Annotated in this window: 19 protein-coding genes; 6 read left to right on the plus strand and 13 right to left on the minus strand. The window is 40.5% G+C overall.

Annotated features, from left to right (window positions below):
* Positions 1-6 precede the first annotated feature (6 nt).
* The 3 genes from ACHCNF_RS10225 to ACHCNF_RS10235 are packed head-to-tail and all read right to left on the minus strand — an operon-like array spanning position 7 to position 3,125.
* Positions 7-1,365 carry a sensor histidine kinase gene (locus tag ACHCNF_RS10225; protein WP_408069702.1) on the minus strand — a complete coding sequence of 453 codons (1,359 nt, stop codon included), beginning with the start codon at positions 1,363-1,365 and terminating at the stop codon, positions 7-9.
* Positions 1,349-2,026 carry a response regulator transcription factor gene (locus ACHCNF_RS10230; RefSeq protein WP_408069703.1) on the minus strand — a complete coding sequence of 226 codons (678 nt, stop codon included), beginning with the start codon at positions 2,024-2,026 and terminating at the stop codon, positions 1,349-1,351. The genes ACHCNF_RS10225 and ACHCNF_RS10230 overlap by 17 nt, the downstream gene beginning before the upstream one ends.
* A 16-nt stretch (positions 2,027-2,042) precedes the next feature.
* Positions 2,043-3,125, minus strand: coding sequence for a DUF3810 domain-containing protein (locus ACHCNF_RS10235; RefSeq protein WP_408069704.1), 1,083 nt, complete (start codon positions 3,123-3,125; stop codon positions 2,043-2,045).
* Between the two features lie 45 nt (positions 3,126-3,170).
* Here ACHCNF_RS10235 and ACHCNF_RS10240 point away from each other — a divergent pair, with 45 nt between their 5' ends.
* Entirely contained in the window at positions 3,171-3,848 is a 678-nt protein-coding gene (locus ACHCNF_RS10240) for a hypothetical protein (protein ID WP_408069705.1), read from the plus strand.
* On the opposite strand, the gene ACHCNF_RS10245 is transcribed toward ACHCNF_RS10240, so the two are convergent.
* The 3 genes from ACHCNF_RS10245 to ACHCNF_RS10255 are packed head-to-tail and all read right to left on the minus strand — an operon-like array spanning position 3,845 to position 7,302.
* Positions 3,845-5,758, minus strand: coding sequence for a carbohydrate-binding domain-containing protein (locus ACHCNF_RS10245; RefSeq protein ID WP_408069706.1), 1,914 nt, complete (start codon positions 5,756-5,758; stop codon positions 3,845-3,847). The two genes, ACHCNF_RS10240 and ACHCNF_RS10245, sit on opposite strands and share 4 nt — an antisense overlap.
* Positions 5,759-5,796: 38 nt before the next feature.
* Positions 5,797-6,480 (minus strand): DUF4956 domain-containing protein, encoded by a 684-nt coding sequence (locus ACHCNF_RS10250; RefSeq protein WP_408069707.1) that lies wholly within the window; start codon positions 6,478-6,480, stop codon positions 5,797-5,799.
* A 51-nt stretch (positions 6,481-6,531) separates the two neighbouring features.
* On the minus strand, positions 6,532-7,302 hold the full coding sequence (locus ACHCNF_RS10255) for a polyphosphate polymerase domain-containing protein (RefSeq protein WP_408069708.1): 771 nt from the start codon (positions 7,300-7,302) through the stop codon (positions 6,532-6,534).
* A 204-nt stretch (positions 7,303-7,506) separates the two neighbouring features.
* Here ACHCNF_RS10255 and ACHCNF_RS10260 point away from each other — a divergent pair, with 204 nt between their 5' ends.
* Complete coding sequence (locus tag ACHCNF_RS10260) at positions 7,507-8,022, plus strand: hypothetical protein (RefSeq protein WP_408069709.1); 516 nt, start codon at positions 7,507-7,509, stop codon at positions 8,020-8,022.
* A gap of 199 nt (positions 8,023-8,221) precedes the next feature.
* Positions 8,222-9,322: a haloacid dehalogenase-like hydrolase gene (locus tag ACHCNF_RS10265; RefSeq protein WP_408069710.1), complete on the plus strand. Its 1,101-nt coding sequence runs from the start codon at positions 8,222-8,224 to the stop codon at positions 9,320-9,322.
* Between the two features lie 202 nt (positions 9,323-9,524).
* Here the strand turns inward: ACHCNF_RS10265 and ACHCNF_RS10270 are convergent, their stop codons facing one another.
* The 5 genes from ACHCNF_RS10270 to ACHCNF_RS10290 form a co-directional block, all read right to left on the minus strand.
* Positions 9,525-10,376 carry a patatin-like phospholipase family protein gene (locus ACHCNF_RS10270; RefSeq protein WP_408072221.1) on the minus strand — a complete coding sequence of 284 codons (852 nt, stop codon included), beginning with the start codon at positions 10,374-10,376 and terminating at the stop codon, positions 9,525-9,527.
* 99 nt (positions 10,377-10,475) lie between these two features.
* Positions 10,476-11,234, minus strand: coding sequence for an RluA family pseudouridine synthase (locus ACHCNF_RS10275; protein WP_408069711.1), 759 nt, complete (start codon positions 11,232-11,234; stop codon positions 10,476-10,478).
* 107 nt (positions 11,235-11,341) lie between these two features.
* The gene (locus ACHCNF_RS10280) at positions 11,342-12,031 is read right to left on the minus strand and encodes a response regulator transcription factor (RefSeq protein WP_026495471.1); all 690 of its coding nucleotides are present in this window, start codon (positions 12,029-12,031) and stop codon (positions 11,342-11,344) included.
* A 28-nt stretch (positions 12,032-12,059) separates the two neighbouring features.
* On the minus strand, positions 12,060-13,187 hold the full coding sequence (locus tag ACHCNF_RS10285) for a sensor histidine kinase (RefSeq protein ID WP_408069712.1): 1,128 nt from the start codon (positions 13,185-13,187) through the stop codon (positions 12,060-12,062).
* An 18-nt stretch (positions 13,188-13,205) separates the two neighbouring features.
* A complete protein-coding gene (locus ACHCNF_RS10290) occupies positions 13,206-15,089 on the minus strand; it encodes an HD-GYP domain-containing protein (protein WP_408069713.1) in 1,884 nt (627 codons plus the stop codon).
* Positions 15,090-15,245: 156 nt separating this feature from the next.
* Between ACHCNF_RS10290 and ACHCNF_RS10295 the strand changes: the two genes are divergently transcribed.
* A complete protein-coding gene (locus ACHCNF_RS10295; protein ID WP_408069714.1) occupies positions 15,246-16,169 on the plus strand; it encodes an alpha/beta hydrolase in 924 nt (307 codons plus the stop codon).
* Positions 16,170-16,184: 15 nt separating this feature from the next.
* Here ACHCNF_RS10295 and ACHCNF_RS10300 read toward each other — a convergent pair whose 3' ends face one another.
* Positions 16,185-17,744 carry a glucosyltransferase domain-containing protein gene (locus ACHCNF_RS10300; RefSeq protein WP_408069715.1) on the minus strand — a complete coding sequence of 520 codons (1,560 nt, stop codon included), beginning with the start codon at positions 17,742-17,744 and terminating at the stop codon, positions 16,185-16,187.
* Positions 17,745-17,875: 131 nt separating this feature from the next.
* Here ACHCNF_RS10300 and ACHCNF_RS10305 point away from each other — a divergent pair, with 131 nt between their 5' ends.
* A complete protein-coding gene (locus tag ACHCNF_RS10305; RefSeq protein WP_408069716.1) occupies positions 17,876-19,549 on the plus strand; it encodes a hypothetical protein in 1,674 nt (557 codons plus the stop codon).
* A 61-nt stretch (positions 19,550-19,610) separates the two neighbouring features.
* Complete coding sequence (locus ACHCNF_RS10310; protein ID WP_408069717.1) at positions 19,611-20,678, plus strand: undecaprenyldiphospho-muramoylpentapeptide beta-N-acetylglucosaminyltransferase; 1,068 nt, start codon at positions 19,611-19,613, stop codon at positions 20,676-20,678.
* A 136-nt stretch (positions 20,679-20,814) separates the two neighbouring features.
* Here the strand turns inward: ACHCNF_RS10310 and ACHCNF_RS10315 are convergent, their stop codons facing one another.
* On the minus strand, positions 20,815-22,395 hold the full coding sequence (locus ACHCNF_RS10315) for a glucose-6-phosphate isomerase (RefSeq protein ID WP_408069718.1): 1,581 nt from the start codon (positions 22,393-22,395) through the stop codon (positions 20,815-20,817).
* Positions 22,396-22,435 lie beyond the last annotated feature (40 nt).

Consider the following 22,435-nt stretch of genomic DNA (forward strand, 5'->3'; position numbering starts at 1 on the left):
CTTAAATCAGTTCGCTTTTTTCACTTCCTTTATAAGCGGGAGCTTTACCACAAATCTCAATATCTTATCGCCATCAGCCATAGCTTCTATTGTTCCGCCATGGGATGTGGCTATGGCTCTTGCGACAGACAGCCCTATTCCGTAGCCTCCGCTCTCGCGGCTTCTGGAATTATCAGCTCTGTAAAATCTGTCAAAGAGTCTGTCCAGCTTTCCTTCAGGCATCTTTTCGCAGGTATTTGACACCTCAAGAATTGCATTTCTCATCTTTTTGTCACTACTTAAGTGAACATCCACATTTCCTTCCTCGGCAGTATATTTCATGGCATTGTCTATTAAAAGTGTACATAACTGGCCATATGCGTTCTTATCCCCGTTTATGTGGATATCTTCTTCTAAATCAATCGTGTAGTTTATCTTTTTAAAATCAGCTATAGCCTTGAAAAATGACGTTGTTTCCTCTGTTGCTTTACTGATATTTATATCTGAAAATACCAGATGAATATTCTCTTCTTCCATTCTGGACAGTGTAAGCATATTTTTAATCAGCTCATTCATTCTCTTAATCTGATTTTTAGTGCTTTTTGTCCACTCACTTGACCCTGCCTCAAGCTCTATTACATCCATATTTGCGGAGATAACAGCAAGAGGTGTCTTAAGCTCATGTCCCGCATCGGTGATAAAGCGCTTCTGCTTTTCAAGAGACTCCACGACAGGTTCTACAGCTTTTCCTGAGAATAAAAATACCAGGATAAGCATTGCAATAAGGGCAACAAGGCCTATCAAAAGTGTCCTTAGAAGTAATAAATATGCATTATAAAAACCGTTGCTGCAGTCCACAAATACTATCAGATATGAGCCATCCTCGTTCTTGTTTATAAGATAGCGGTAATGCCTGTCAACATAGCCCCTTTTAGCCTTCTGCTCAAAAAAAAGTTCCTTGGCAAAGCTTACAGCCTGCTCAGAAGACACGGCAGCGATATGACCTGTATCAACCTCCATGGGACTCCCACTGTTATTTAGCTTCACCCAGAAATACCTTGATTGAAATGGCAGCTCCATCCGTCGGTTATAGTTCATCTGATCTCCGAAAAATGGATCTCTTTCGCCTTTTATCTCAAAACTTCCGGTTTCCTGCCTTTGTGGGTCTTCATCCTGAACCGGCGGTTTTCCTCTCATGTCAGGAAATGTACCGTTGTTTTCAACAAGCATACGAAGGATATCATCCGCTCCGGACTGGACCTGTATGTAATTAGCCACATTAATGAAACCGATAATGCCGATAAGTATCAGTAAAAGCGATAATGTGGCGGTCAATACAAACTTACGTCTAAGCTTCTTTACCATTACGTCATTCCACCTTTTCATGCATGGAGTATCCAACTCCGCGGGATGCCTTTATCTCGCAAGTAGCTCCAAGTGCAGTGAGTTTTTTCCTGATATTAGATATATAAACCCAGACCACATTTACATCTGCCTCGCCGTCTGCCCATATCCTTTCCATAAAAGCATCCACCGAAATCACCCTTCCGGGATTTTCCATAAGCATTTCAATCATCTGGAATTCTCTTCCTACAAGCCTTACAGGCTCTTTACCGGGTACACGTAATTCATACCCTGCTCTGTCAAGTTCAAGATTACCGCACTTTAAGTTGTTAGGGGCAAAATCCGCCTTTCTCCGTGTCATCGCACGTATTCTTGCAAGGAGTTCCCCCATCTCAAAAGGTTTTGTGAGATAATCATCCGCTCCCAGATCCAGTCCCCTTATCTTGTCATCCGTCTCAGATTTGGCAGTAAGGAAAAGGACAGGCGTACTTATACCCTTGTCCCTTATTCTCTTTAGTACCTCTGTACCCTCAAGCCCCGGCATCATGATATCCAGGATTATTCCGTCATAATCACTTGCAAGTATATAATCAAGTGCATCCTGCCCGTCATATACTGCATCAACCGTATAGCTCGAGTGCTTAAGTATAGCCACAAGGGCATTTGATAATTCCTTTTCATCTTCTGCAAGAAGCAGTTTCATAGTAATCTCTCCTAGTTTAATTTCTGCTGTAGTACTCAAGAAGCATCAGCTCCACAACCCTGTTATAGCTTGCCTTGCCGTCATCTACACCGTTCACCTTCAAAGTCGTATCAACAAAAGTATCTGCTGCCTTTTTTACCGTTTCAGTATCAAGAATCGATGTCTCCTCAACTTTTTTCCAATTGTCTTTGGTAAGGAAAATATTATCCTTGCTGACCTGCCCGGATATCTTTATATGTGACTTATATTCTTCATTTGAAACATTTTCATAAAAAGCATTGTTCACATAATTAAGAACTCCCAGATATCCACTGTACTGGAAAAACGTATCATCAGATGCTATACAGGCAAGGTAAGCCAGAAAATTTGCTTCATCCTCAAAAATGTAGCTCTTGGTGTGGGCAAGCTCATGGCACATGGTAAAGGGCTTATTGGACACATACATTATGTCGTTATAATTTGCCTCCATGGAAAATGGGAAGTAATACCCCTGCATATATTGCTGGCTCATAAAGCCTGAAGCCACAAGAGGTTTTGGTGTTACATAAAATCCCTTAAGCTTGGGAAACCTATCCCCCAGAGCTCCCATGGACTTTTTGGCTGTTTCCGCCATTTTCGTCTCATCATATTCCAAAAGCCCATCTTCAGTTCTGTTCATTTTTACAGAAAGCTCATTGCACTTATCCACAATATAGTCCCGAAGCTCTGCAAGCTCACCTATGGTGAATTCCCTGTCCGTTTCATTTTTATTATTATCACCATTTTCGCCCCCGCTTATCTCATAGGAATTCCTGATAGGCGTGCAATGATAATTTATGAAGCAGTTAAGTGTCATAACAAGGGCTATTATGGCAAGGAGCCCCGGAGTATATTTTCTTATTTTTTTTGAAAATAGAATCATCACCAGCCACAGTATTCCGAGAACAATCATGATCTCTCCAACTGAAAACGGCACAAGTGAAGTTATCCTCCCATAGGTCAGTACCCATATTGGAAAAATCTTTTCCGTATAAAAATCAGAAAATCCCGGAACCACCCAGGAAAGTATGTTTAATATAATTGTCAAAATAAATATGGAAGCCGTCACTGTTTTTTTCATAGTATAATGTTAACATTAATAGAATCAGGAGATACTAAAGAAAAAATGAAAAAAAATATAATTACAATTACAATAATATCCGCTCTGCTCCTTACAGCCTCCTGCAGGGCTTCAAATGAAAACATAGAGAAAGCAACAAGCGTTAGAGACTCACTTACTCAGCAAAAAGAGCTGGCTGAGGATACAAACGGAAAACTTACAGGAACCTCTTATGAAGATGAGCTATCCGAATTACAGACACAGTACAATCTATATACAGGCACTGATTTTAATAAGCTAAATGATAAAGAAATTCAGGAAATAATCCCGGACATGGATGAGCTTTCAGCTTCATATACTGCTCTTCTTGATGAGATGAACAAAGAATTATCCTCTGAAGACGCTGCTACTTTGGAAGCTTCAAAGAACATTGAGATTGTATGTTATATCGCCAATAACTCAGGTTTAGAACTCAGTTCTATAATCCTTCGTGACAATTCACTTGGCACAGACTCACCTTCTTTCCTCGCAGAAGGTCAGACCCTACCTTCCGGAAGGATACTTGCAGGTGTAACATTTCCTGTTAATACTGACAGTGCAAGCCGCTCTATTATTGTTACTGATACGCAAGGTAACGAGCACGAATATCCAATTACTATCGATGATCCCACAGCTGTATCTGAGAATGGTATATCAATAACCCTCAGCGCCCCTGAAAATGGCGCTGAGGTTGGATCATATTAACCTTCCTTATCCTGTGTCTCTGAGTTTTCAGTACCTTCTGAAATTTGGGCAGAAGTTTCTCCTTCGGGAAGTTGCTCTTTCATAGTACCTTCAGACTTTTGTGTAGAAGATTCTCCTTCAGGCATCTGCTCTTTCATAGCACCATCAGGCATCTGCGGAGGTTCAGTGCCTTCAGGCATCTGCGGAGGTTCACTTCCTTCCGGCATCTGTCCGGGATTAACTCCTTCCGGTCTTTGTCCATTCTCGCCCATGGCTCCTTGCCTTCGACCACCCATGCCGCCTTGTCCTCTACCGCCCATCATTCCAGTAGATGCGCCTGCAGAAGTAGCTTTATCGCTAATAGTAACTGTATCCGTAAAGTCACCTGCAGTAATGGTGTAATCTCCTTCTGCAAGATCCTTTGAACTAAATGTGAGTGCTGATGCCTTTTTATTCAAGGTATACTCCATCAGTTTATTCCCATCACTATCTGTTAATGTTATTACAGTATTTGCTTCCAAAGCGTTCTCAAAACCATAAAGAAGGGAATACTGCCCGGAGTCACTGCTAAAGCTCTCTGCCATTCCACTTGATCCTACAGCTATTAACATTCCTCCTGAAATAGTTGCTGTGCCGCCCTTATCAAGTGCTCCGTTGCCATCATTAACAGGACCGTCTACTATAATATTCCCGCCATCCACATACAGATCGCCGTTTGAATCAATTCCGTCTCCCTCTGAATTTACATAGAGGTCTCCTCCGTAGATATGAATATAGGCATTTTCATCATATTCCATTCCACCGCCCATACCGCCAAAGCCAAATGAATCCTGAGATGTGCTTGCAGAAGCATTTAGTCCGTCGTCGCTCGATTTTATTTTAATAGTTCCGTCCAGAATATCTATGGTATCTCCTTCAATACCTTCATAGCTCTCTTGAATATCAATATTACCGCCACATATATACAAAACCGTGCCTGCATGTATTCCATCATCCTTGGCATTTATGGTGAAATCTCCACCCTCGATGTAAACATATCCCTTTCCGGACTCCTCCTCGTTACTTGTATGGATAGCATCTTTATCATTTCCGCCGGTCAGAGTAAATGATCCGTTCTTTATTCTGACAGAATCCTTACCCTCTATTGCATTTCCTGTAGCGGTAATATTGTACGTTCCTCCTGTAAACTTAACATCATCTTTTCCAACAATTCCGTTTGCATAAGATGCGCTTATATTAAGAGTCCCTTCTCCGTTAAAAGTGATATCATCTTTACTGAAGATGACACCATCAACATTAGTTTCTGAGTCTCCCTGAACATATTCTGCACCTGTATCTGATAGTGTATTCTCTGTTCCAGCAGCCAGAGTAGCAAAAACCTTATCTGCACTCTTAACATAGATGCATGCGCCATCATCATTAGTTACTGATACACCATTTAGCACCAGCTGAACCTTCTTGGTATCAGCCACGTCAACAACTATCTGACCATCATTAAGGCTCCCTGAGATAATATATGTCCCTTCCTCAGTTATTGTAATGACGGAGCCATCTGCTACTGCACCTGATCCTGATATTTCAGCGCTATCTCCATTTAAAGTAATGCTGCAGGCGCTGCTCTCATCATAGCCTGTATCCAAATCCCTGTCCGTAAACATCCCTGCCAGATCAAGCTCTGATACGGATGTAACTGCTCCAATTTTCGTAGTATCTGTGCTTGCATCCATCAGGGTACTTTCTACAGTAGAAACCGTGGCTGTATCTGAATTCTTTGCCGTATCCTCTGATTCTATGTTTTCACTGTCATTTTCAGCTTCATCACTTATTCTATCTGTCAATTTGTTACTTGAAGCCACAGCTCCGCAGGCTGCAGCACCTATGCCGAGTACCATTCCTGTGGCGAATATCGCCGCTAAATTTTTTATTTTCATAAGTATAACCTCACTATGCTTAAACAAGCCTGAAACTATTACAGCTCTGCTCCGCAGGCTGCTACAGGTCTTGAACAGGATATCTCCAGATTGCCATTTCTCATTCTCATTTCATCGATCATCGCTTTAGTCGATGCCTTGCCTCTCATAGTTACGCTATATGTTAGCTTATAGAGACTTCCCATTCCGGTAGTCTTAACCTCTTCAAGTTCTGCCATGGTTGTATATCTTGCAAAAATATCATCAAAAATCCCTTCAAAATCAAGGCTCTCGGGAACTGTAATCTTTACGGTTTTGACTTCTGTACCAACTCCTCCAAAACCAATAGTCTTAAGTACGAGGTTTATAAGTGTAACAACGATTGCAAAAATAACTGCAAGGCCTATATATCCCATACCTGTTGCAAGTCCTACAGCCATTGCAAGGAAAATATTTGTTATATCCTGCGCTGACCCCGGCTGAGATCTGAATCTTACAAGGCTAAATGCTCCCGCAACTGCTACGCCTGCACCGAGATTACCGTTAACAAGCATTATCACAACCTGTACGATCACAGGAAGAAGCGCCAGTGTTATTGCAAGGCTCCTTGATGCCTTCCCTTTCAGTCCCGCCATAAAAGCTATGTAAATGCCAACTGCCAGAGAAACCAGCGTTGCTGATATAAATGCTGTTCCGGTAAAACTTCCTGATTCCATAACTGTTCCAAATAATAATTCGTTCATTTCGTAAAAATCTCCTTTTCTGATTACCTGATTTCTAATTTTCTTTAAGCCTTACGCTGTAAGGACTCTTTCGTCTGTAATAACATGTCCTCTCTTTTTGTCCTGAAAAAACGCCTCTCTTACACCTTCAGGATATTTATAATCAAGATAGCCTCTTCCATATTTGGAAAATGAGACCTGTCTGATTTGCAGCTCATCAAGTATTTGTGCCATCTGAACCGACATCGCACCTGCTATTTTCAGCTCCATAAGGTGCTGTCCTTGTTTAAGGATAGGGACACCTTTATTTCCATACTTTAAGTCCAGATGATCCACTCTCCATCTGATGTTTTCATCAAATGTGATCCTAAGCTCCTTATCCTTAGTTCCTGCCAGAGCTATGCGGTCATAGGATATCGCCATCGCTGGTCTTAGTCCTTTATAAAAATGCTTGAAATAGTCGATTTCACTTGAAATCTGTGACTTCTCAGTTGGAGTCTTTTTTTCATTAAGATAGGCAAGAGCCTCTCTGTATTCCATTCCTATTCTTCGCTTGTAGACAATGCCTTCATATTTTTTCTTTATCTCTATAAAAGCTCTCGTGTCATCTTCAGGTACTCCATAACTACGAAGCCTTAATTTTTCCTTATAAACCGGTTTATCCAAAGAATTTCTGATCAGTTGATAGCCCGGAGTGTCATAATATATGTTCAGGATAGATGTCTGTCCGTATTCATCGACCTCTGCCATTCCTTCAAGCCTCTCCAGCATAGCTTTGTACTGGAAGTCTTCTAATAAGTACTTTGTTTCATACCTTTGAAAAGTGTCCTTAAATCCGCCCATATCTGCCTCTTTCATTTGCTTCGTTTTCTCTGCTTCTGAAGTCATATTACATGGTCAACCTTAAACGGAACTAAATTCTTTAGATTTTCTTAAAAAATGCTGAAAGGTGTTAAAAAATAGGGAAAGCCCTTGAATTTAGCGGTTTATAGGGATATAGTGTTTGTTGCAAGAAAAGGTTTTCAGGGCAAAAAGAGGAGAAAAATTATGGCAAAATACAAACCGGATGACAAAGTCATCATATTGGATTACAATGGCAAACCTTTGGTACCACAGGTTGTTGCCAGAATAGAAGAGGTATACGGAGGCGGCAGATACCGTCTTGATCTACCCGACGGAGCAGCCTGCTTCGAATATGATAATCATTTCCAGAAGATAGACGAAGAAACCTATAAAAAGTATTTACAGGCTGTAAGAGACAGAGAGCAGGATCTGCCTCTTGATCTCAAGATAGATATCCGCAAGTTTGTGGCAAAGCGTCCGAGGCTTCGCCGTGAGATTTACAGAAATTATGAGCTGGACAAAAAGTATGTCAGCATTATCCACGCATATGCAGGTCGAATATCCATGTACGGCCGCGAGAACATTCCTCCGCAGTTCCTCTGGGAGTTCGAGGATGCCAAAAATGGCATAACACAGACAAGGGCATTCTTCCACGATATTGACGAATCAATTAATGAAGTAACTGTTCCAGATCAGGCAAATGCCCCTGTTATCATGTGATTTTAATTTCATCAGTTGTACTTTTAAGCGCAGTTGCGAGCCTTTTGACGGTTCTATACTGCGCTTTTTATTATTATCAGAAATATAAAGCAATATATGTCTTTTATTTATTTTTCAATTTTTTTTAATAATATACAGCTGCAAATTAACTTATCATTATAGTGATAAGAATTAATAACATCTAAGTTAGGAGGGTAAAATGAACAGAAAGTTGTTTTCTTTTTACTTAGTACTGGTTCTTGCTGCTGCATTAGTTCTGCCTGCCGGGATAGTAACTAATGCTAAAGCAGATGCTTCTAATAGTTCAGAAGCTGCCTTAAAATACTGGGCCAAAGACTCACCGGTAGCAGCCTCGATTGTCGAGTATGTTGAAGATGTAACAGATAGGGCTTCATCTAATTTTATCCCTTTAGAAGACAGAATCGCTGTTTTTGATTTGGACGGAACAATAATCGGTGAATTATGTCCTTCATATTTTGTAGCCATGATGTTCATTCACAGAGTTCTTTACGATGATACTTATAAAGCTCCGGATGATATGAAGGAGTTTGCTTTGGCTCTTAAAGAAGGCATCTATAAAGGCAAGCTTCCCAAGGACTCTGATATTAAACATGCAAAGTTTGCAGGTGAAGCTTATGCCGGAATGACGCCTGAGGAACTTAAGGATTATGTTACTAAATTCATGGATTCTGAAACAGAAGGATTCACAAATCTGACATGGAGAGAAGCTTTTTATAAACCAATGATCTCACTTGTTGAATATCTGGATGCAAATGATTTTCAATGCTACATCGTAAGCGGCTCAGACAGAACTATTTGCAGGGCTATTATAAAGGACAGGCTGCCGATTCCTGAAAACAGAGTTATTGGATCAAGTTACACCATGGTCGCTTCAGGCCAGGGTGATACTGACGGGATAGAGTACGATTATTCCAAGGATGATACTGTTATTCTCAGCAAAGACCTTATAATCAATACTGTAAAGATGAATAAGGTCAGTGCGATTGCACTTGAAATTGGCAAAGTTCCGGTGCTTGCATTTGGAAACAGCTCAGGAGATGTTTCCATGGCTCAGTATGTAGTAAACAATGACAGGTACGAGTCCAGAGCATATATGGTTCTATGTGATGATACGGTTCGTGAGCATGGCGATACAGACAAGGCGAACAGCTTAAAGAAAACATGCCTTGAGCGTGGTTTTATGCCTGTCTCCATGAGAGATGATTTTGGAACTATATATGGTGATGACGTAGAAGCTGTACCATATGATGATCACAAAGAGCTGAAGGATGCCGGATAATAAAGTATGAGTTCTTGAATGATATTTCAGAAACCCGCACTAGCTGCGGGTTTCGTGAGAACATGATTCAGGAGGCAAATAGGCCCGCGACGAAGTCGCATTGGAATGGCCTATTTGCAGGCATCTTGAATCTTTGATTCAAGATGTCATGACTTCTTGTGGGCAATTATCTCTTTGCCGGCAAGAAGTCATAGAATAACAGTTAATCTTTTTTCAAAAAGTCTATAACTTCCTTCAGCCTCTTTTTTCCTTCCACACGGCCTGTCTGATATACCCACTCAAGCTCTGTAGGATTATTTTCCGTACGACTTATTCCAAGAGGTTCCGGAGGGCGAATTACAAGGCTCTGGCCGCTGTTTTCCCTCTCCAGTATTTCTTCCATCTGATGGTTGTAAACACCGGGGCGGGCGATCATGGCATCTGCAACCTTGGGATATTTTTTTAGGAGCATCTTTATAAGTGATGAGTTGTGATGGTCCTTTTTCTGATATCCCTTGGGCTGGGTGAGTATTATTACGTTACGGTTATATCCACGCTTCTCCATATATTTAAACGGAACAGGATCTGTTATTCCGCCATCAAGATACAGTCTTCCATCAATTTTCACAGGTCTTGATACAAATGGCATAGAGGCTGATGCTCGCATCCACTCTATGTCTTTTGCTCTGCCATCAAGGCAGTTATGGTAAGCTATTCTACCTGTTGCTACATCTGTTGCTCCCACATAGAATTCCATTGGGTTTTGCTCAAATGCTGCCCTGTCAAATATATCGAGTTTCTCAGGAACTGTGTGGTAACAGAATTCCACACCATATAGATCCCCGGTTGTTATAAGAGACCTGATACTACAATATCTTGGGTCTCTGCCGTATCTTTTGTTATATCTGATAGTGCGCCCTATCTGGTGGGATTTGTAGTTGCATCCAAATATTGCACCTGCTGAAATTCCTGCTGCTCCATCAAATTCGATTCCATTTTCCATGAACACATCAGTAACTCCTGCGGTGAACATACCGCGCATTGCGCCGCCTTCCATGATAAGACCTGTCTTTATTTCCGCTTTTTCCATACTCTCTCCTGATACATTTATATTAGCTTTTTGTATAATTCCATGTTTGCAGATGCGCTTATCTGAAACAATCATCAGCATTATTTATATCTTCTCGAAGATTAAATCCTCTGGCTCTATCTCAAACTCTAACCTCTCATTCGTTACCGGATGGTTAAATGAGAGGCTGCAAGCACAAAGGGCTACGTTTCTGACCCTTAGTCTGGCAGAAACCTCATCACTTTGCTCTGAGCAATACCTTCTGTCACCAAGAAGGGGATGTCCTGCTTCTGCGAATTGGGCACGGATCTGGTGATATCTTCCTGTCTGCAGATGGATTTCCACAAGAGATATTTTCTCTGAATCTTTATTATCTTCAAAATCCACTACATTATTTACCGATATGTCATTTATATCTTTTTCTGATAGAACTTTGTAGGTGAGGCTGCACCTCTTAGAGCCTTTATTCTTGTCTTCAGTATCTGTAATAACAGCCATTTTGGTTGCCGTATCCCTATATAAATAATTCAGAAGCTCACCCTCTTTTTCATTTTCTGAGAATGCTCCGTAAACCACCGCAAGATATGTCTTGTTCATATCTCCGTCAGCCTGAACCTGTCTGCTAAGGCTGGCTGCTGCCTTTTTGGTCCTTGCAAACACTATGATTCCTTCTACAGGCTGATCAAGTCTGTGTACTACATGCAGAATTGTATTCCTGGATTTAAATGTTCCGCTTCTTAAAATCTGTGAACGCAGCTGTGTCTCCATGTCGGATGAGGTAACACTGCTGCTTTGTACAGCGATTCCCGCAGGCTTTCTGCATACCAATATGTCATTGTCTTCATAAAGTACTTCTATATTCATTTGCTATTTGTCCCTTAAAAACGGGCTCTCCGAAACCGGAGAGCCCATAATTAATTTTTAATGTATTATGACTTCGTGAACGTAAATCGGAAAATGCGTTCAGGAATCTATACCTTAAATCTGTATCCAACGCCCCAAATAGTCTCTATATACTGGGGATTGGAGGTATCAAACTCGATCTTTTCACGAATCTTCTTGATATGCACTGTAACAGTTGCAATATCACCGATAGAATCCATGTTCCAGATTTTCCTGAAGAGTTCTTCCTTCGTAAATACATGATTCGGATTCTCTGCAAGGAATGTAAGAAGATCGAATTCCTTAGTCGTAAAGCTCTTCTCTGCTCCATCAACATAAACTCTTCTTGCAGTCTTGTCAATGCGAAGACCCCTTATCTCAACTACATCATTGGACTCATGCCCGCTTCCAACAAGTCTGGAATAGCGTGCCATATGAGCCTTAACTCTTGCAACGAGCTCAGAAGGACTAAAAGGTTTTGTGATATAGTCATCTGCACCAAGACCAAGTCCTCTTATCTTATCGATATCATCCTTTTTAGCTGATACCATAAGAACAGGTACATCCTTCTTTTCACGGATTCTCTTACATACTTCAAATCCGTCCATTCCGGGGAGCATCAGATCCAGAATTACAAGATCAAACTCCTCGCTAAGTGCTGTCTGTAAACCTACATCTCCGGAATTTTCAATTTTCACTTCAAAATCTGACAGTTCCAAATAGTCCTTCTCGAGGTCAGCAATCGCTTCTTCATCCTCAACTATAAGTATTCTGCTCATACCAGTGGCCTCCAATCTTTTTTATTGTTTATACGCTCTCAAAATCGTGATCTACCACAGCTTCTCCGTCTGCCTTCTCGTGATACTCCATGTACTTACGAAGAACAAAATGCATGCAGGTTCCTTCTCCCTCATGACTGGTAGCCCAAATGTATCCCCCATGATCCTCTATGATTTTCTTTACTATGGAAAGTCCTATTCCGCTTCCTCCCTGCTTGCTGTTTCTGGAGGAATCTGTCCTGTAGAATCTGTCGAATATGTTTGGTATATCCTGAGATCCTATGCCCTTTCCGTTGTCCTCTATCTCAACTCTGACAGAGTCGACTTCATCCAATATTCTGACGTCTATGGTTCCCGATCCATCATCACGCCCTAAGTATTTAACACTGTTACTTACGATGTTATTTACAACTCTCTTTAGCTGCTCAGGATCTGCAACAATCTGCGTATCAGGCGCCGTAAGGTTTGCGTAATTCAGCTTTATATCCTTACTGTCGAGATCCATTCCGATTTCTTCTATGCAGTCTCCGAAATAATCTCCAACAACTATCCTGGTAAAATTGTAAGGAATTCTGTTGTTGTCTATACTTGAGTACAAGGTAAGCTCATTTATGAGGTTATTCATATCATTCGCCTTGTTATATATGGTGCGAATGTACTTCATCTGCCTCTCAGGAGTGTCGGCAACACCCTCTAAAAGCCCCTGTGAATAACCCTTTATGGCAGTTATGGGTGTCTTAAGGTCATGTGAGATATTACTTATAAGTTCCTTGTTCTGACCTTCCCTTATAACCTTCTCATCAGCTGATTCCTTAAGCCTCAGCCGCATATCTTCATAGTTTCTGTAAAGTTCTCCTATCTCACCCTTATCACCTATATCAGTTGGCAGCATATAATCAAAATTGCCATCCTTGATATGCTGCATCGCAACATTCAGTTCATCCACCGGCTCAAAAAAGCCTTTTCTCAGCCAGGCAGTAAGTACCATACTGGTCACTATCAATATCAGCGCAAAAGCCACTACCATATATGTAATGAGGCTGGTATATGAATTGCCAACCGAGTTCTGTATGATGACAAACGAAGCAACCACCAGGATAAAGGGCAAAATAACTATCGTCGCTGATGCGATCATCAGCCTGGTTCTAAATCGCATGTATGCTCCTTATGTATGTCATATTTTTATATCGGCAATATCTTCCTTGGCTTTACCAAGAATTTCCTGCATTGACTTATAGTACATATCATAGCGACCCTTGCCGGTAAGGTTATCAAGCTCATTTATAAGCTTTTTGGAGTTCTCTATGATCTTAACAATGTCAGGATTGTATCTTGTTCCGGCCTCATTTTTCAGCTCATTTAAAAGCCTGTTAAAGTCCTTCCCTTTAGTATAGCTTCTTGTGAGTGTGTCAGTACCCGCTTCAACTGAATCAGCTATGGATATCAGATCAATTATGATCCTTATGGGAGACTTGGTATTGTCGTAATTTAGTGGATAACCATGAAGGCCATCGTAATGTTTATGGTGTCCCAGTATCACATCGGCGTATGGTAATAATGCGGTATTTTCCTTTGCCTCTCTGTATCCCACCTCTGAGTGCTTTCTTATAGTTGCGTACTCTTTAGTATTAAGGCTTCTGTTCTGCCTGTTTATCGTATCAGGGATATAACATTTTCCTACATCATGTACAAGGCCACTTGTTGTTATAAACGAAAGGAGGTAAGCCTTATTTTTCTGTACTTCTTCTACCGTCTCAATACCTCTTATTCCAACGAATAGTCCAGGCTTTTTCTCTATCATTTCCTGACCGATAAGTGTCGCTATTTTCGCAACCATCTGCGAGTGTATATATGTAAAGGGTTGCCGCCTCACAATCATCTGCATTATGAACTGTACCTTGCTAAGTTCCCCTGTAATTATGGGAGCTGCTGCGCGGTACCATTGCTCGCATACAGGCTGCATTTCTCCGGTAAAAAATATATAGGGCACATTGGATAGGATTGACATTGATTTTGGAAGAAATCTGTCCGTCCATTTCTCGCGTTCTCGTCCTTCAAGCCCCATTTTTTCTATGACCATAATAGCTGTGCAGGCGTATTTAAAATGCCGCATTACCAGTTCAAAGCTGTCCGGATCATCATTTTCATAATCAGGAGCAGGAATAACCTCATTTATACACTTAATGAGCTTTTCCATTATCTCCTCGGGAGGCATCTCTCCTTTTAAGTACTTATAAGTACAACAGGTTCTGTAATTGGGAGTTCCTATCTTATCGCCATCGCCCTTAATGGCTCTTTCATTGGTCTTTGCCATAAGGTCCAGATACTTCTCCCTGTCCTTTTCCTCCAGAGTATCAAGCCTTCTCGATTTTGCCACAAATGCGTCATCAATCTTTGATAAAATTGCCTTTATACTATCATTATCAGCATCGATATGCTGAACATTTTCATTTTCCCAAAGCGCCCAGACTTCGTCATAAAGCCTTATGCTCTCTGTTTTATCAGTATAGAAACCGGTAAGGTATGTAATTAAAAACAAATAATCCTGGAAAATAAACTCCCGAACTTCAGGAGAAGAAATCTGTGAATAGCGACCGGCCTCTTTTATAGAATTGCGGAAATAATCAAGGGCAGTCTGCATTCCATTTTTATCAGCAACAGAACGATAGAACTTTGCATATTCACTACCAAGAACATGATATATTGCAACAAGAAATTCCGGCTCATCCATGTCGACAAATACCGGCAAAATGCGCTCGCAGAACTCTGTAAGCACAACAAAATCATGATGATCGTCAAGAAAAAAGCCAATAGCAAGGTCATAGAGAAGCTCCGCCTCCTCAGGCGTAATCTCCTCAGAGCAATTTTCCCATAGCTCCGCCATGAGCTCTTCATTCTCTTCGAAGACATCGCGCATTACATAAGCCCTCTCCGAGAGAAGCTGAATCCAGTCAAACGGATCCTGCAGAGTAAAAAGCTGGACATCATAATTTTTAAGCTTTAAAGAGTTTTCAGTGTAAAGCTTCCTGAATTTCTCTGCAAGTTTTCTTTCTAACATCTGTACCCCTCAATACAACCTAGAAAAAGTATGCAAATTATCAGTCAAAATAATAATACCATATTTCGTTTACAAACGCTATGGTATCTATGACTAATTGCACAATTTATTAGTATTTGTTAAAATTTCTATACAGAAATACATAAGGAGGTTCCTATGAGCAAAAAGCGAAATTTCGTATTATTTGGCTTACTTACAGCTCTTTTCGGAGGGGGAGCCGCAGCTGCATCAATGTTTTTTGACATGGCAGTTGTTCCAAAAAAGAAAACACAGGAAGAAATAGACTCTGATCCTATTGACGCAAAATCAATAAGATGGCTTAGAAACTGTCCTGACAGAGAAGACGTTTATATAAATTCAATTGATGAACTCAGACTTCACGCTCATTTTATAAAGGCTAAAGAGGAAAGTCACAAATATGCCATCTGTATCCACGGGGTAAGAAGTGATGGCGAGTTCATGGCCATGTATGCAAAGCATTATCATGAACTTGGTATAAACGTGCTTCTTCCGGATAACAGGGGATTTGGTCTAAGTGACGGTGACTACACAGGCTACGGATATTTCGACCGTCTTGATATTCTGGAATGGATTTATCACATAATCCGCCAAGATAAGGATGCACGCATCATAATTCACGGAACAAGTATGGGAGCAGCCATAACCCTTATGACTACAGGTGAAAAACTTCCAGGAAACGTTGTTTTTGCTGTTGCTGACAGTAGCTACACCACTCTTGTTGAAGAATTTGCTCACGTTTACAAGATGTCAAAAAATATCATTCCTGTTTCAGTTGCTCTTTTCATACTCCGTTTCTGCATATTGTTCAAATGTGGATATGACATCAGAAAGGTTGATGTACTGGAAGCCGTTTCAAAATCTAAAACACCGACGCTTTTCATTCATGGAGATGAGGATAAACTGATAGATCCTCACATGAGTGCCAGACTTTATGAGAAGTGTACTGCTCCAAAACAATATTGCCTTATATTGGGGGCTGCTCATGTGCGCGGAGCCTACGTAGATCCTGAAAAGTATTGGAATAAAATAGAAAAGCTAATGGAAAAGACTGGGTACTAACGCCCAGTCTTTTTATTACTTGCTGTCATCTTCATTTATTTTGACAACCCACACATCTTTTATTTTTGCCGCACATCCATCTGCAGGATAACTCGGCATCTGTTTAAATTCAGAAGTCTCCATTATCTCTTCCTTCTTCTCCATAGTCACATCACCTGTTTCAAGGCCAAACCATATCTGCAATACTCTGTCTCTGTTTGTTGGAAGAAATAGCAGATCTTCAAGTGTTGCTCCTTCAAAATCAACAAGCTCCTTACCATTCATATTGTGGTTTGAAACCGGTAAAGGATCGGGATAAAAACCTCCCAGAATTGTCATGGGCTCTCCATATTTAAAGCCTTCTGCCGCTTCAAGCTTTGTAAGTATCCTGTTGTAATACTGCATAACCCGGTTTTGTGCTATATAGCTTCTGTAGTAAGCATTGTTGACCACTCTGGCACTTGCATAAAATTCTAAAAGTAAAGCAATAAATGTTATTGAAGCAAATAATACCAGCACTTTGTTTTTACTGCTTACTGATAAAATTCTCTCCATCAATGCAATAATGAAGAAGTAGAATACGCTGTAGGAGTAGATCATCACCGTAGAAGCGTGTGATAGCTGCGGAGCCATTACATAGACAAGTCCAAGGGCAAAGGGAAATATGATCAAAAGAATAAGTATGAGTATTCCCCTTAAAGGCATTACATAAATCTTTTTCTTTATTATAAGAGCTGTAAAAAGCCCTATAGCCATCACCACAAGCAATCTGTTAAAAATGGTTGGAGCACCCTTCATAAAACTCTCAGGCGCTGTTATAAAGTACTGAAGTACTCTGTGATATGCTCTTAAAATTGCAAGAAGAATGTCCCCCGCAGAAGTCTGTCCTATATCACTTAATCCCTTATAATCACTAAGATCTACAAACTTAAGACTTACAAGGTAGCCTGCCATGGCTATGCCAAGTCCGATTATGCTTCTTAAACCTTTTTTTACAATAATAAGAATGTTGCCGCCATCAATGAGCATCAGCATATAGACCAGAACAAAAAGTGATGCAGATAATCCAAAGTATGCCTGATAACATGCCATACTGAAAAACTGCAGCACGGCTCCAAGAATCCACCCGAATTTATATTTAGAGGTTATCTGTACATTTATAGTGCTGGCCAAAATAGAAAGGGCAAAGGTAGGCGCAAGATACATATAGTACATATTGCTGGCTGTACTTGGAAGTGTCATCATGGTAATTCCCACAAGCACAGCTCCCGTTACGCTCTTTAATTTCAATGTATTAACTATAACGCAGGCAGCTATCGACAGGATTATAAGCGCCATTATTCCGTTTAATGCAGGACTTGACCAGGGTGAAAATAGATCATGAACCGGCTCCTGGAACCACCTACCAAGAACCTTACCGCCTCCGACTCCGGGAACACATACTATATCATCAAGATTTGTTATCTTATTTGACAGCATATAAAAATGAACCAACAAACCCGTAATCATACTGACACAGAAACAGAATCTGTTGGTTACCGGAATGCTGCTCCATATTTTTCTTACAAAGTCAGGCATTTGCTGCTTTTGTTCCATTGCAAACTCCTTTTTATTTGTTAAATCGAATTCAATTATAGCAGAAAATATGGTAGTATGAACAGAAATGTATTATGCCTTCAAGCAGGCATGATCATAGATCATTTTTTTACAGATAAGGAACACAAATCATGAAAAAGCTTCGTACCACTCCTATTGCTTTTATTCTGGTAAATCTTTTTACACTGCTTATTTTTCTCACAATTTTCAATTTCAAATATCCCATACGCTACAACAATATGGGCGGAGATAATATCTGGCAGTCCGCTTCAACTATCAAGTATGTAAATATCTGGCTTGAAGAGGGTGCAGCCTCCATGCATTTTACTGCTTGCGAAAACTACAGATCTATCGAATTTCAGAGTTTTAATGACAGAATACCCTTTATAAGTTATCCAAGCGGTCACATTTTTCTTGTTTGGTTCTGGGCTAAACTTCTTGGAAAAAGCTTCATAAATATCTCTTTTGTTAAACATCTTCAGATGATTTTGTTTGCAATTGAATCTATGCTGTTTTCCAGTTTTATTTTTGTATTGTTTTGGAAGCACAACATCGGAAGATGGCTTTCAAGGATAATCATTCCTGTTTGTACAGTGGTTTTGTGGATGCTTCTTCCTGTAAATGCATGGTATATGCCAAATGTCTTTTTCACAGACCAGAGCGTTATCTTCTATGTCATGTTGTTTTTATTTCTGGAGGAGCTCATATATACTCCTGAAATAAGAATGCATAGCTATCAGTATACTGTCTTAAGAATTCTTCACTTTTTTACTATATTCTGCGGGATTCTTACGGACTATTATTTTTGGATACTTGCTTTCTTTGTATTCGTTATGAGAACTGTAAGCCTTATTTTGAGGAAAAAGAGCCTTAAAGATATTGTTCTTGAATCTCTATACTATGCTGTACCTGTCATAATGGCTGTAATAACTTTTGTGATCCAGTTAAGCTTTGTTGATGGCTGGCTTGATACTCTTATCTATAAGCTTAAGTTCAGAACAGGCGGAGATGACAGTCTGTCTGCTATTGTATCAAGGCTTATTGAGAATTTTACTTCTTCCTTTACTCAGGAGCAGCGAAGTTTCATGTTCTATCTTTGTCTGTTTCAGCTTGCTACTGTTGTTATTGCATTTCTTACTTTGCCAAAGGGCAGGAGAATTAAAACACTTTTCATAAATTCGGACATTGCACTGATCATTGCTGCCTATATCTCAGTCATTTTTCAGATAGTAATGCTGAAAAACCACTCTGCAGTTCACGAGTTCTCCATGATGAAGGCAGGCTGGTGCGTTGCAATGACTTCACCCATCGCTGCTATTGCGTATGTTCGTGCTATCAATATGGGAAAAGCTGAGGAGACAGCTCATTTCCTTGGACATAAGATTGCTCCCCTTATTCCTGTATTCGCTATGAGCTTTTTCATACTGATTCTCATAACAGGGGTGCCGACTTCCACTTCAAGGTATATTGTTTCAAGAGACGGAGAAGCAGATTATACTCTTGATGAGTTCCTTTACAGATATACTGACTACAATGATGTTTGTTTCTCATTCACCAATGAGATACACTATGAGCCTCCCATGGACCTTACTATTTCACATGAGAGGGTATATCTTATTGATTCTATTGAAGAAACAGATACTAAGTTCCCTGATTTAAGTAAAGATGCCGTTAAGCTCTTACTTATAGATGAAGCAGCTATGGACAAGAACCCTGAGCTTAAAGAAAAGCTTCTTCCACTTATTCAGGATTCAAAAATCCGCGCCATGGATAAGGGCTACATTTTATACGAGCTTCCTCGCTGATAAAACATTTGTGTCATTTATGTAAATCTGTGGTACTCTTATAAGACAAGGAGATTTTGAAATGTCTAAAAAAATAGTATTAACAGGTGGTGGTACTGCCGGCCACGTTACACCTAATATGGCTCTTATTCCGGAGCTTAGAGAAAAAGGTTATGAAATCAGCTACATCGGTTCTCACACAGGTATCGAAAAAAAGCTCATAGCAGATTTTCATGTTCCTTACTATTCAATTTCTACAGGTAAACTTAGAAGATATTTTGATCCAAAGAATTTTTCAGATCCCTTCCGTGTTATGAAGGGCTTCTTTGAAGCAAGAAAACTGCTGAAAAAAATAAAGCCTGATGTGGTTTTCTCCAAGGGAGGCTTTGTTTCTGTTCCTGTTATCAGGGCTGCAGCTACTCTTCATATCCCCTGCATATTACATGAATCCGATATGACACCGGGGCTAGCAAACAAGCTCAGTTTTTCTTCTGCAAGGACCGTATGCTGTAATTTTCCGGAAACACTTGACCTTCTTCCGTCAGATAAGGCTGTCCTTACAGGAACACCCATTAGAAAAGAGCTTCTTAGAGGTTCAAAGGAGGCAGGTAAGAAAATTTGCGGATTCACAGATGATAAACCTGTTATCATGGTTACAGGAGGAAGCCTTGGCGCACAGAGTATAAATGAGACTCTAAGGTACGCACTTCCCAGACTCCTTCCACACTTTAATATAGTTCATCTTTGCGGCAAGGATAAAATGGACAATTTGAAGCTCAACATGGAAGGCTACAAACAGTTTGAGTATGTAAAAAACGAGATGAAGGACATCTTCGCTCTGGCTGATGTTGTTGTTTCAAGAGCCGGTGCCAACGCTATTTGTGAGCTCGCTGCACTCAGAAAGCCCAATATCCTTGTTCCTCTTTCTGCAAAAAGCAGCCGCGGTGACCAGATAATAAACGCCAAATCCTTTGAAAAGCAGGGATTTTCTCTTGTTATCGATAATGAGGAATTGGATGAGGATATTCTGGTTGAGAGTATATTTGATGTATATGAACACAGAGATAAATACATTGCTAAAATGAATGAATCAAATCAGTCAGATGCAACTGAGACTATCTTAAGGATCATTGACGAAGCAGCAAATTAGAAGTTTCCTTTTTCTCAGACCTTTTCATAGACAGGCCAAGTCCGAGGTATCCATTTGGAAATGTGCTGTAAATACAATAAAAAAGCCCCGCGATATATCATTCATATATCACGGGGCTATATTTTTATTATATGGATCAGATATTCAGAAGATCGCTGTATACAGCAAGTGCTCCGTCTGTCTCATGTGCAAGTACTTTCTTAGCAAGTACCTTACCAAGCTGAACACCTTCCTGATCAAAGCTGTTAAGGTTCCATACAAATCCCTGGAACATAACCTTGTTCTCGAAGTGAGAAAGAAGTGCTCCGAGAGACTTTGGATTGAGCTCATCGCCGATAATAATACTTGAAGGACGTCCACCCTTGAAGTTCTTGTTGAGGTTCTCATCCTTTTTACCACATGCAAATGCTACAATCTGAGCAGCTACGTTTGCACAAAGCTTCTGCTGGCTTGTGCTGCCCTGGATACCAACATCATTCTGAAGCTGGCTGTTCTTAAAGCCGATAAACTGCATAGGGATAACGTCTGTTCCCTGGTGAAGGAGCTGATAGAATGAATGCTGTCCGTTAGTTCCGGGTTCACCAAAGATAACAGGACCTGTAACATAATCTATAGGCTCTCCGAAGCGGTTAACGCTCTTGCCGTTTGATTCCATATCAAGCTGCTGAAGGTGTGCAGGGAAACGGCTAAGTCCCTGTGAATAAGGAAGAACTGCTGTTGAAGGATAACCAAGAATGTTTCTCTCGTAGAAACCAATCATGGCATCAAGCATTGCAGGATTTTCCATCATATTTTTATTAGCTGCAAGCTTATCCTCTGCTGCTGCTCCTTCAAGGAACTGTGCAAATGCATCAGGACCAAATGCAAGTGAAAGTACTGCTCCGCCAACACCTGAAGTAGAGGAGTAACGTCCACCAATATAATCATCCATATAGAATGCTTCGATGAAATCATCAGACTTTGCAAGAGGTGATGTCTCTGAAGTAACTGCTATCATGTGCTTAGAAGCATCAAGACCAGCCTTCTTAAGAGCATCCATTACAAAGCTCTGGTTTGTAAGTGTCTCAAGTGTTGTACCTGACTTTGATACAAGAATGAAAATAGCATGAGCTACATCTACTGAATTAAGTACAGCTGATGCATCATCAGGGTCTACATTGCTGATGAACTTAGCTTCCATCTTAAAGTTGCCTGTTCTGTGTGCCCAGTTTTCAAGAGCAAGATACATAGCTCTGGGGCCAAGATCAGAACCGCCGATACCGATCTGTACTACTGTAGTGAACTTCTCACCCTTCTCATTTGCAATTTCACCTGAGTGAACCTTGTTTGCAAAATCAGCTATTCTCTTCTGTTCCTTTACATAGAACTCACGCTTGTTGACACCATCTGCTACGACATCGTTACCAAGCTGGCCTCTTGTGAGCTGGTGAAGAACCATTCTCTTCTCGCCTGTATTAATTACCTCGCCATTGTAAAGAGCTTCAAATTTCTCAGAAAGCTGAGCCTCTTTTGCAAGCTTATCAAGTGCTGAAAGAATGTCATCATCTACTTCCTTAGCTGCATAATTGTAGTCAAGGCCTTCAGCCATTTTAACAGAATACTTCTTTACTCTCTCAGCTCCGGATTCACCGGTCATTGCTGAAACGAGATCAATGTGTTTAACATTTTTTAATTCCTTATAGGAATTAAGTGTATCAAGGTTTTTCCATTCAACCATTTTGTAGAACCTCCTAATTTTTGGTTATTTCTACTATCGC

Origin of the sequence: Butyrivibrio sp. NATIVEDY162 (genome assembly GCF_045999815.1) — a bacterium.
Classification (GTDB): Bacteria; Bacillota; Clostridia; order Lachnospirales; family Lachnospiraceae; genus Butyrivibrio.

What these genes read in the sequence shown, in the direction of transcription:
- ACHCNF_RS10255 (WP_408069708.1), bottom strand. Translation starts at nt 7,302, where the DNA reads ATGGGCGGATTTAAGGACACTTTTCAAAGGTATGAAACAAAGTACTTA.
- ACHCNF_RS10265 (WP_408069710.1), top strand. Translation starts at nt 8,222, where the DNA reads ATGAACAGAAAGTTGTTTTCTTTTTACTTAGTACTGGTTCTTGCTGCT.
- ACHCNF_RS10315 (WP_408069718.1), bottom strand. Translation starts at nt 22,395, where the DNA reads ATGGTTGAATGGAAAAACCTTGATACACTTAATTCCTATAAGGAATTA.
- ACHCNF_RS10245 (WP_408069706.1), bottom strand. Translation starts at nt 5,758, where the DNA reads ATGAAAATAAAAAATTTAGCGGCGATATTCGCCACAGGAATGGTACTC.
- ACHCNF_RS10305 (WP_408069716.1), top strand. Translation starts at nt 17,876, where the DNA reads ATGAAAAAGCTTCGTACCACTCCTATTGCTTTTATTCTGGTAAATCTT.
- ACHCNF_RS10285 (WP_408069712.1), bottom strand. Translation starts at nt 13,187, where the DNA reads ATGCGATTTAGAACCAGGCTGATGATCGCATCAGCGACGATAGTTATT.
- ACHCNF_RS10300 (WP_408069715.1), bottom strand. Translation starts at nt 17,744, where the DNA reads ATGGAACAAAAGCAGCAAATGCCTGACTTTGTAAGAAAAATATGGAGC.
- ACHCNF_RS10230 (WP_408069703.1), bottom strand. Translation starts at nt 2,026, where the DNA reads ATGAAACTGCTTCTTGCAGAAGATGAAAAGGAATTATCAAATGCCCTT.
- ACHCNF_RS10240 (WP_408069705.1), top strand. Translation starts at nt 3,171, where the DNA reads ATGAAAAAAAATATAATTACAATTACAATAATATCCGCTCTGCTCCTT.
- ACHCNF_RS10290 (WP_408069713.1), bottom strand. Translation starts at nt 15,089, where the DNA reads ATGTTAGAAAGAAAACTTGCAGAGAAATTCAGGAAGCTTTACACTGAA.
- ACHCNF_RS10250 (WP_408069707.1), bottom strand. Translation starts at nt 6,480, where the DNA reads ATGAACGAATTATTATTTGGAACAGTTATGGAATCAGGAAGTTTTACC.
- ACHCNF_RS10260 (WP_408069709.1), top strand. Translation starts at nt 7,507, where the DNA reads ATGGCAAAATACAAACCGGATGACAAAGTCATCATATTGGATTACAAT.
- ACHCNF_RS10280 (WP_026495471.1), bottom strand. Translation starts at nt 12,031, where the DNA reads ATGAGCAGAATACTTATAGTTGAGGATGAAGAAGCGATTGCTGACCTC.
- ACHCNF_RS10310 (WP_408069717.1), top strand. Translation starts at nt 19,611, where the DNA reads ATGTCTAAAAAAATAGTATTAACAGGTGGTGGTACTGCCGGCCACGTT.
- ACHCNF_RS10225 (WP_408069702.1), bottom strand. Translation starts at nt 1,365, where the DNA reads ATGAAAAGGTGGAATGACGTAATGGTAAAGAAGCTTAGACGTAAGTTT.
- ACHCNF_RS10235 (WP_408069704.1), bottom strand. Translation starts at nt 3,125, where the DNA reads ATGAAAAAAACAGTGACGGCTTCCATATTTATTTTGACAATTATATTA.
- ACHCNF_RS10295 (WP_408069714.1), top strand. Translation starts at nt 15,246, where the DNA reads ATGAGCAAAAAGCGAAATTTCGTATTATTTGGCTTACTTACAGCTCTT.
- ACHCNF_RS10275 (WP_408069711.1), bottom strand. Translation starts at nt 11,234, where the DNA reads ATGAATATAGAAGTACTTTATGAAGACAATGACATATTGGTATGCAGA.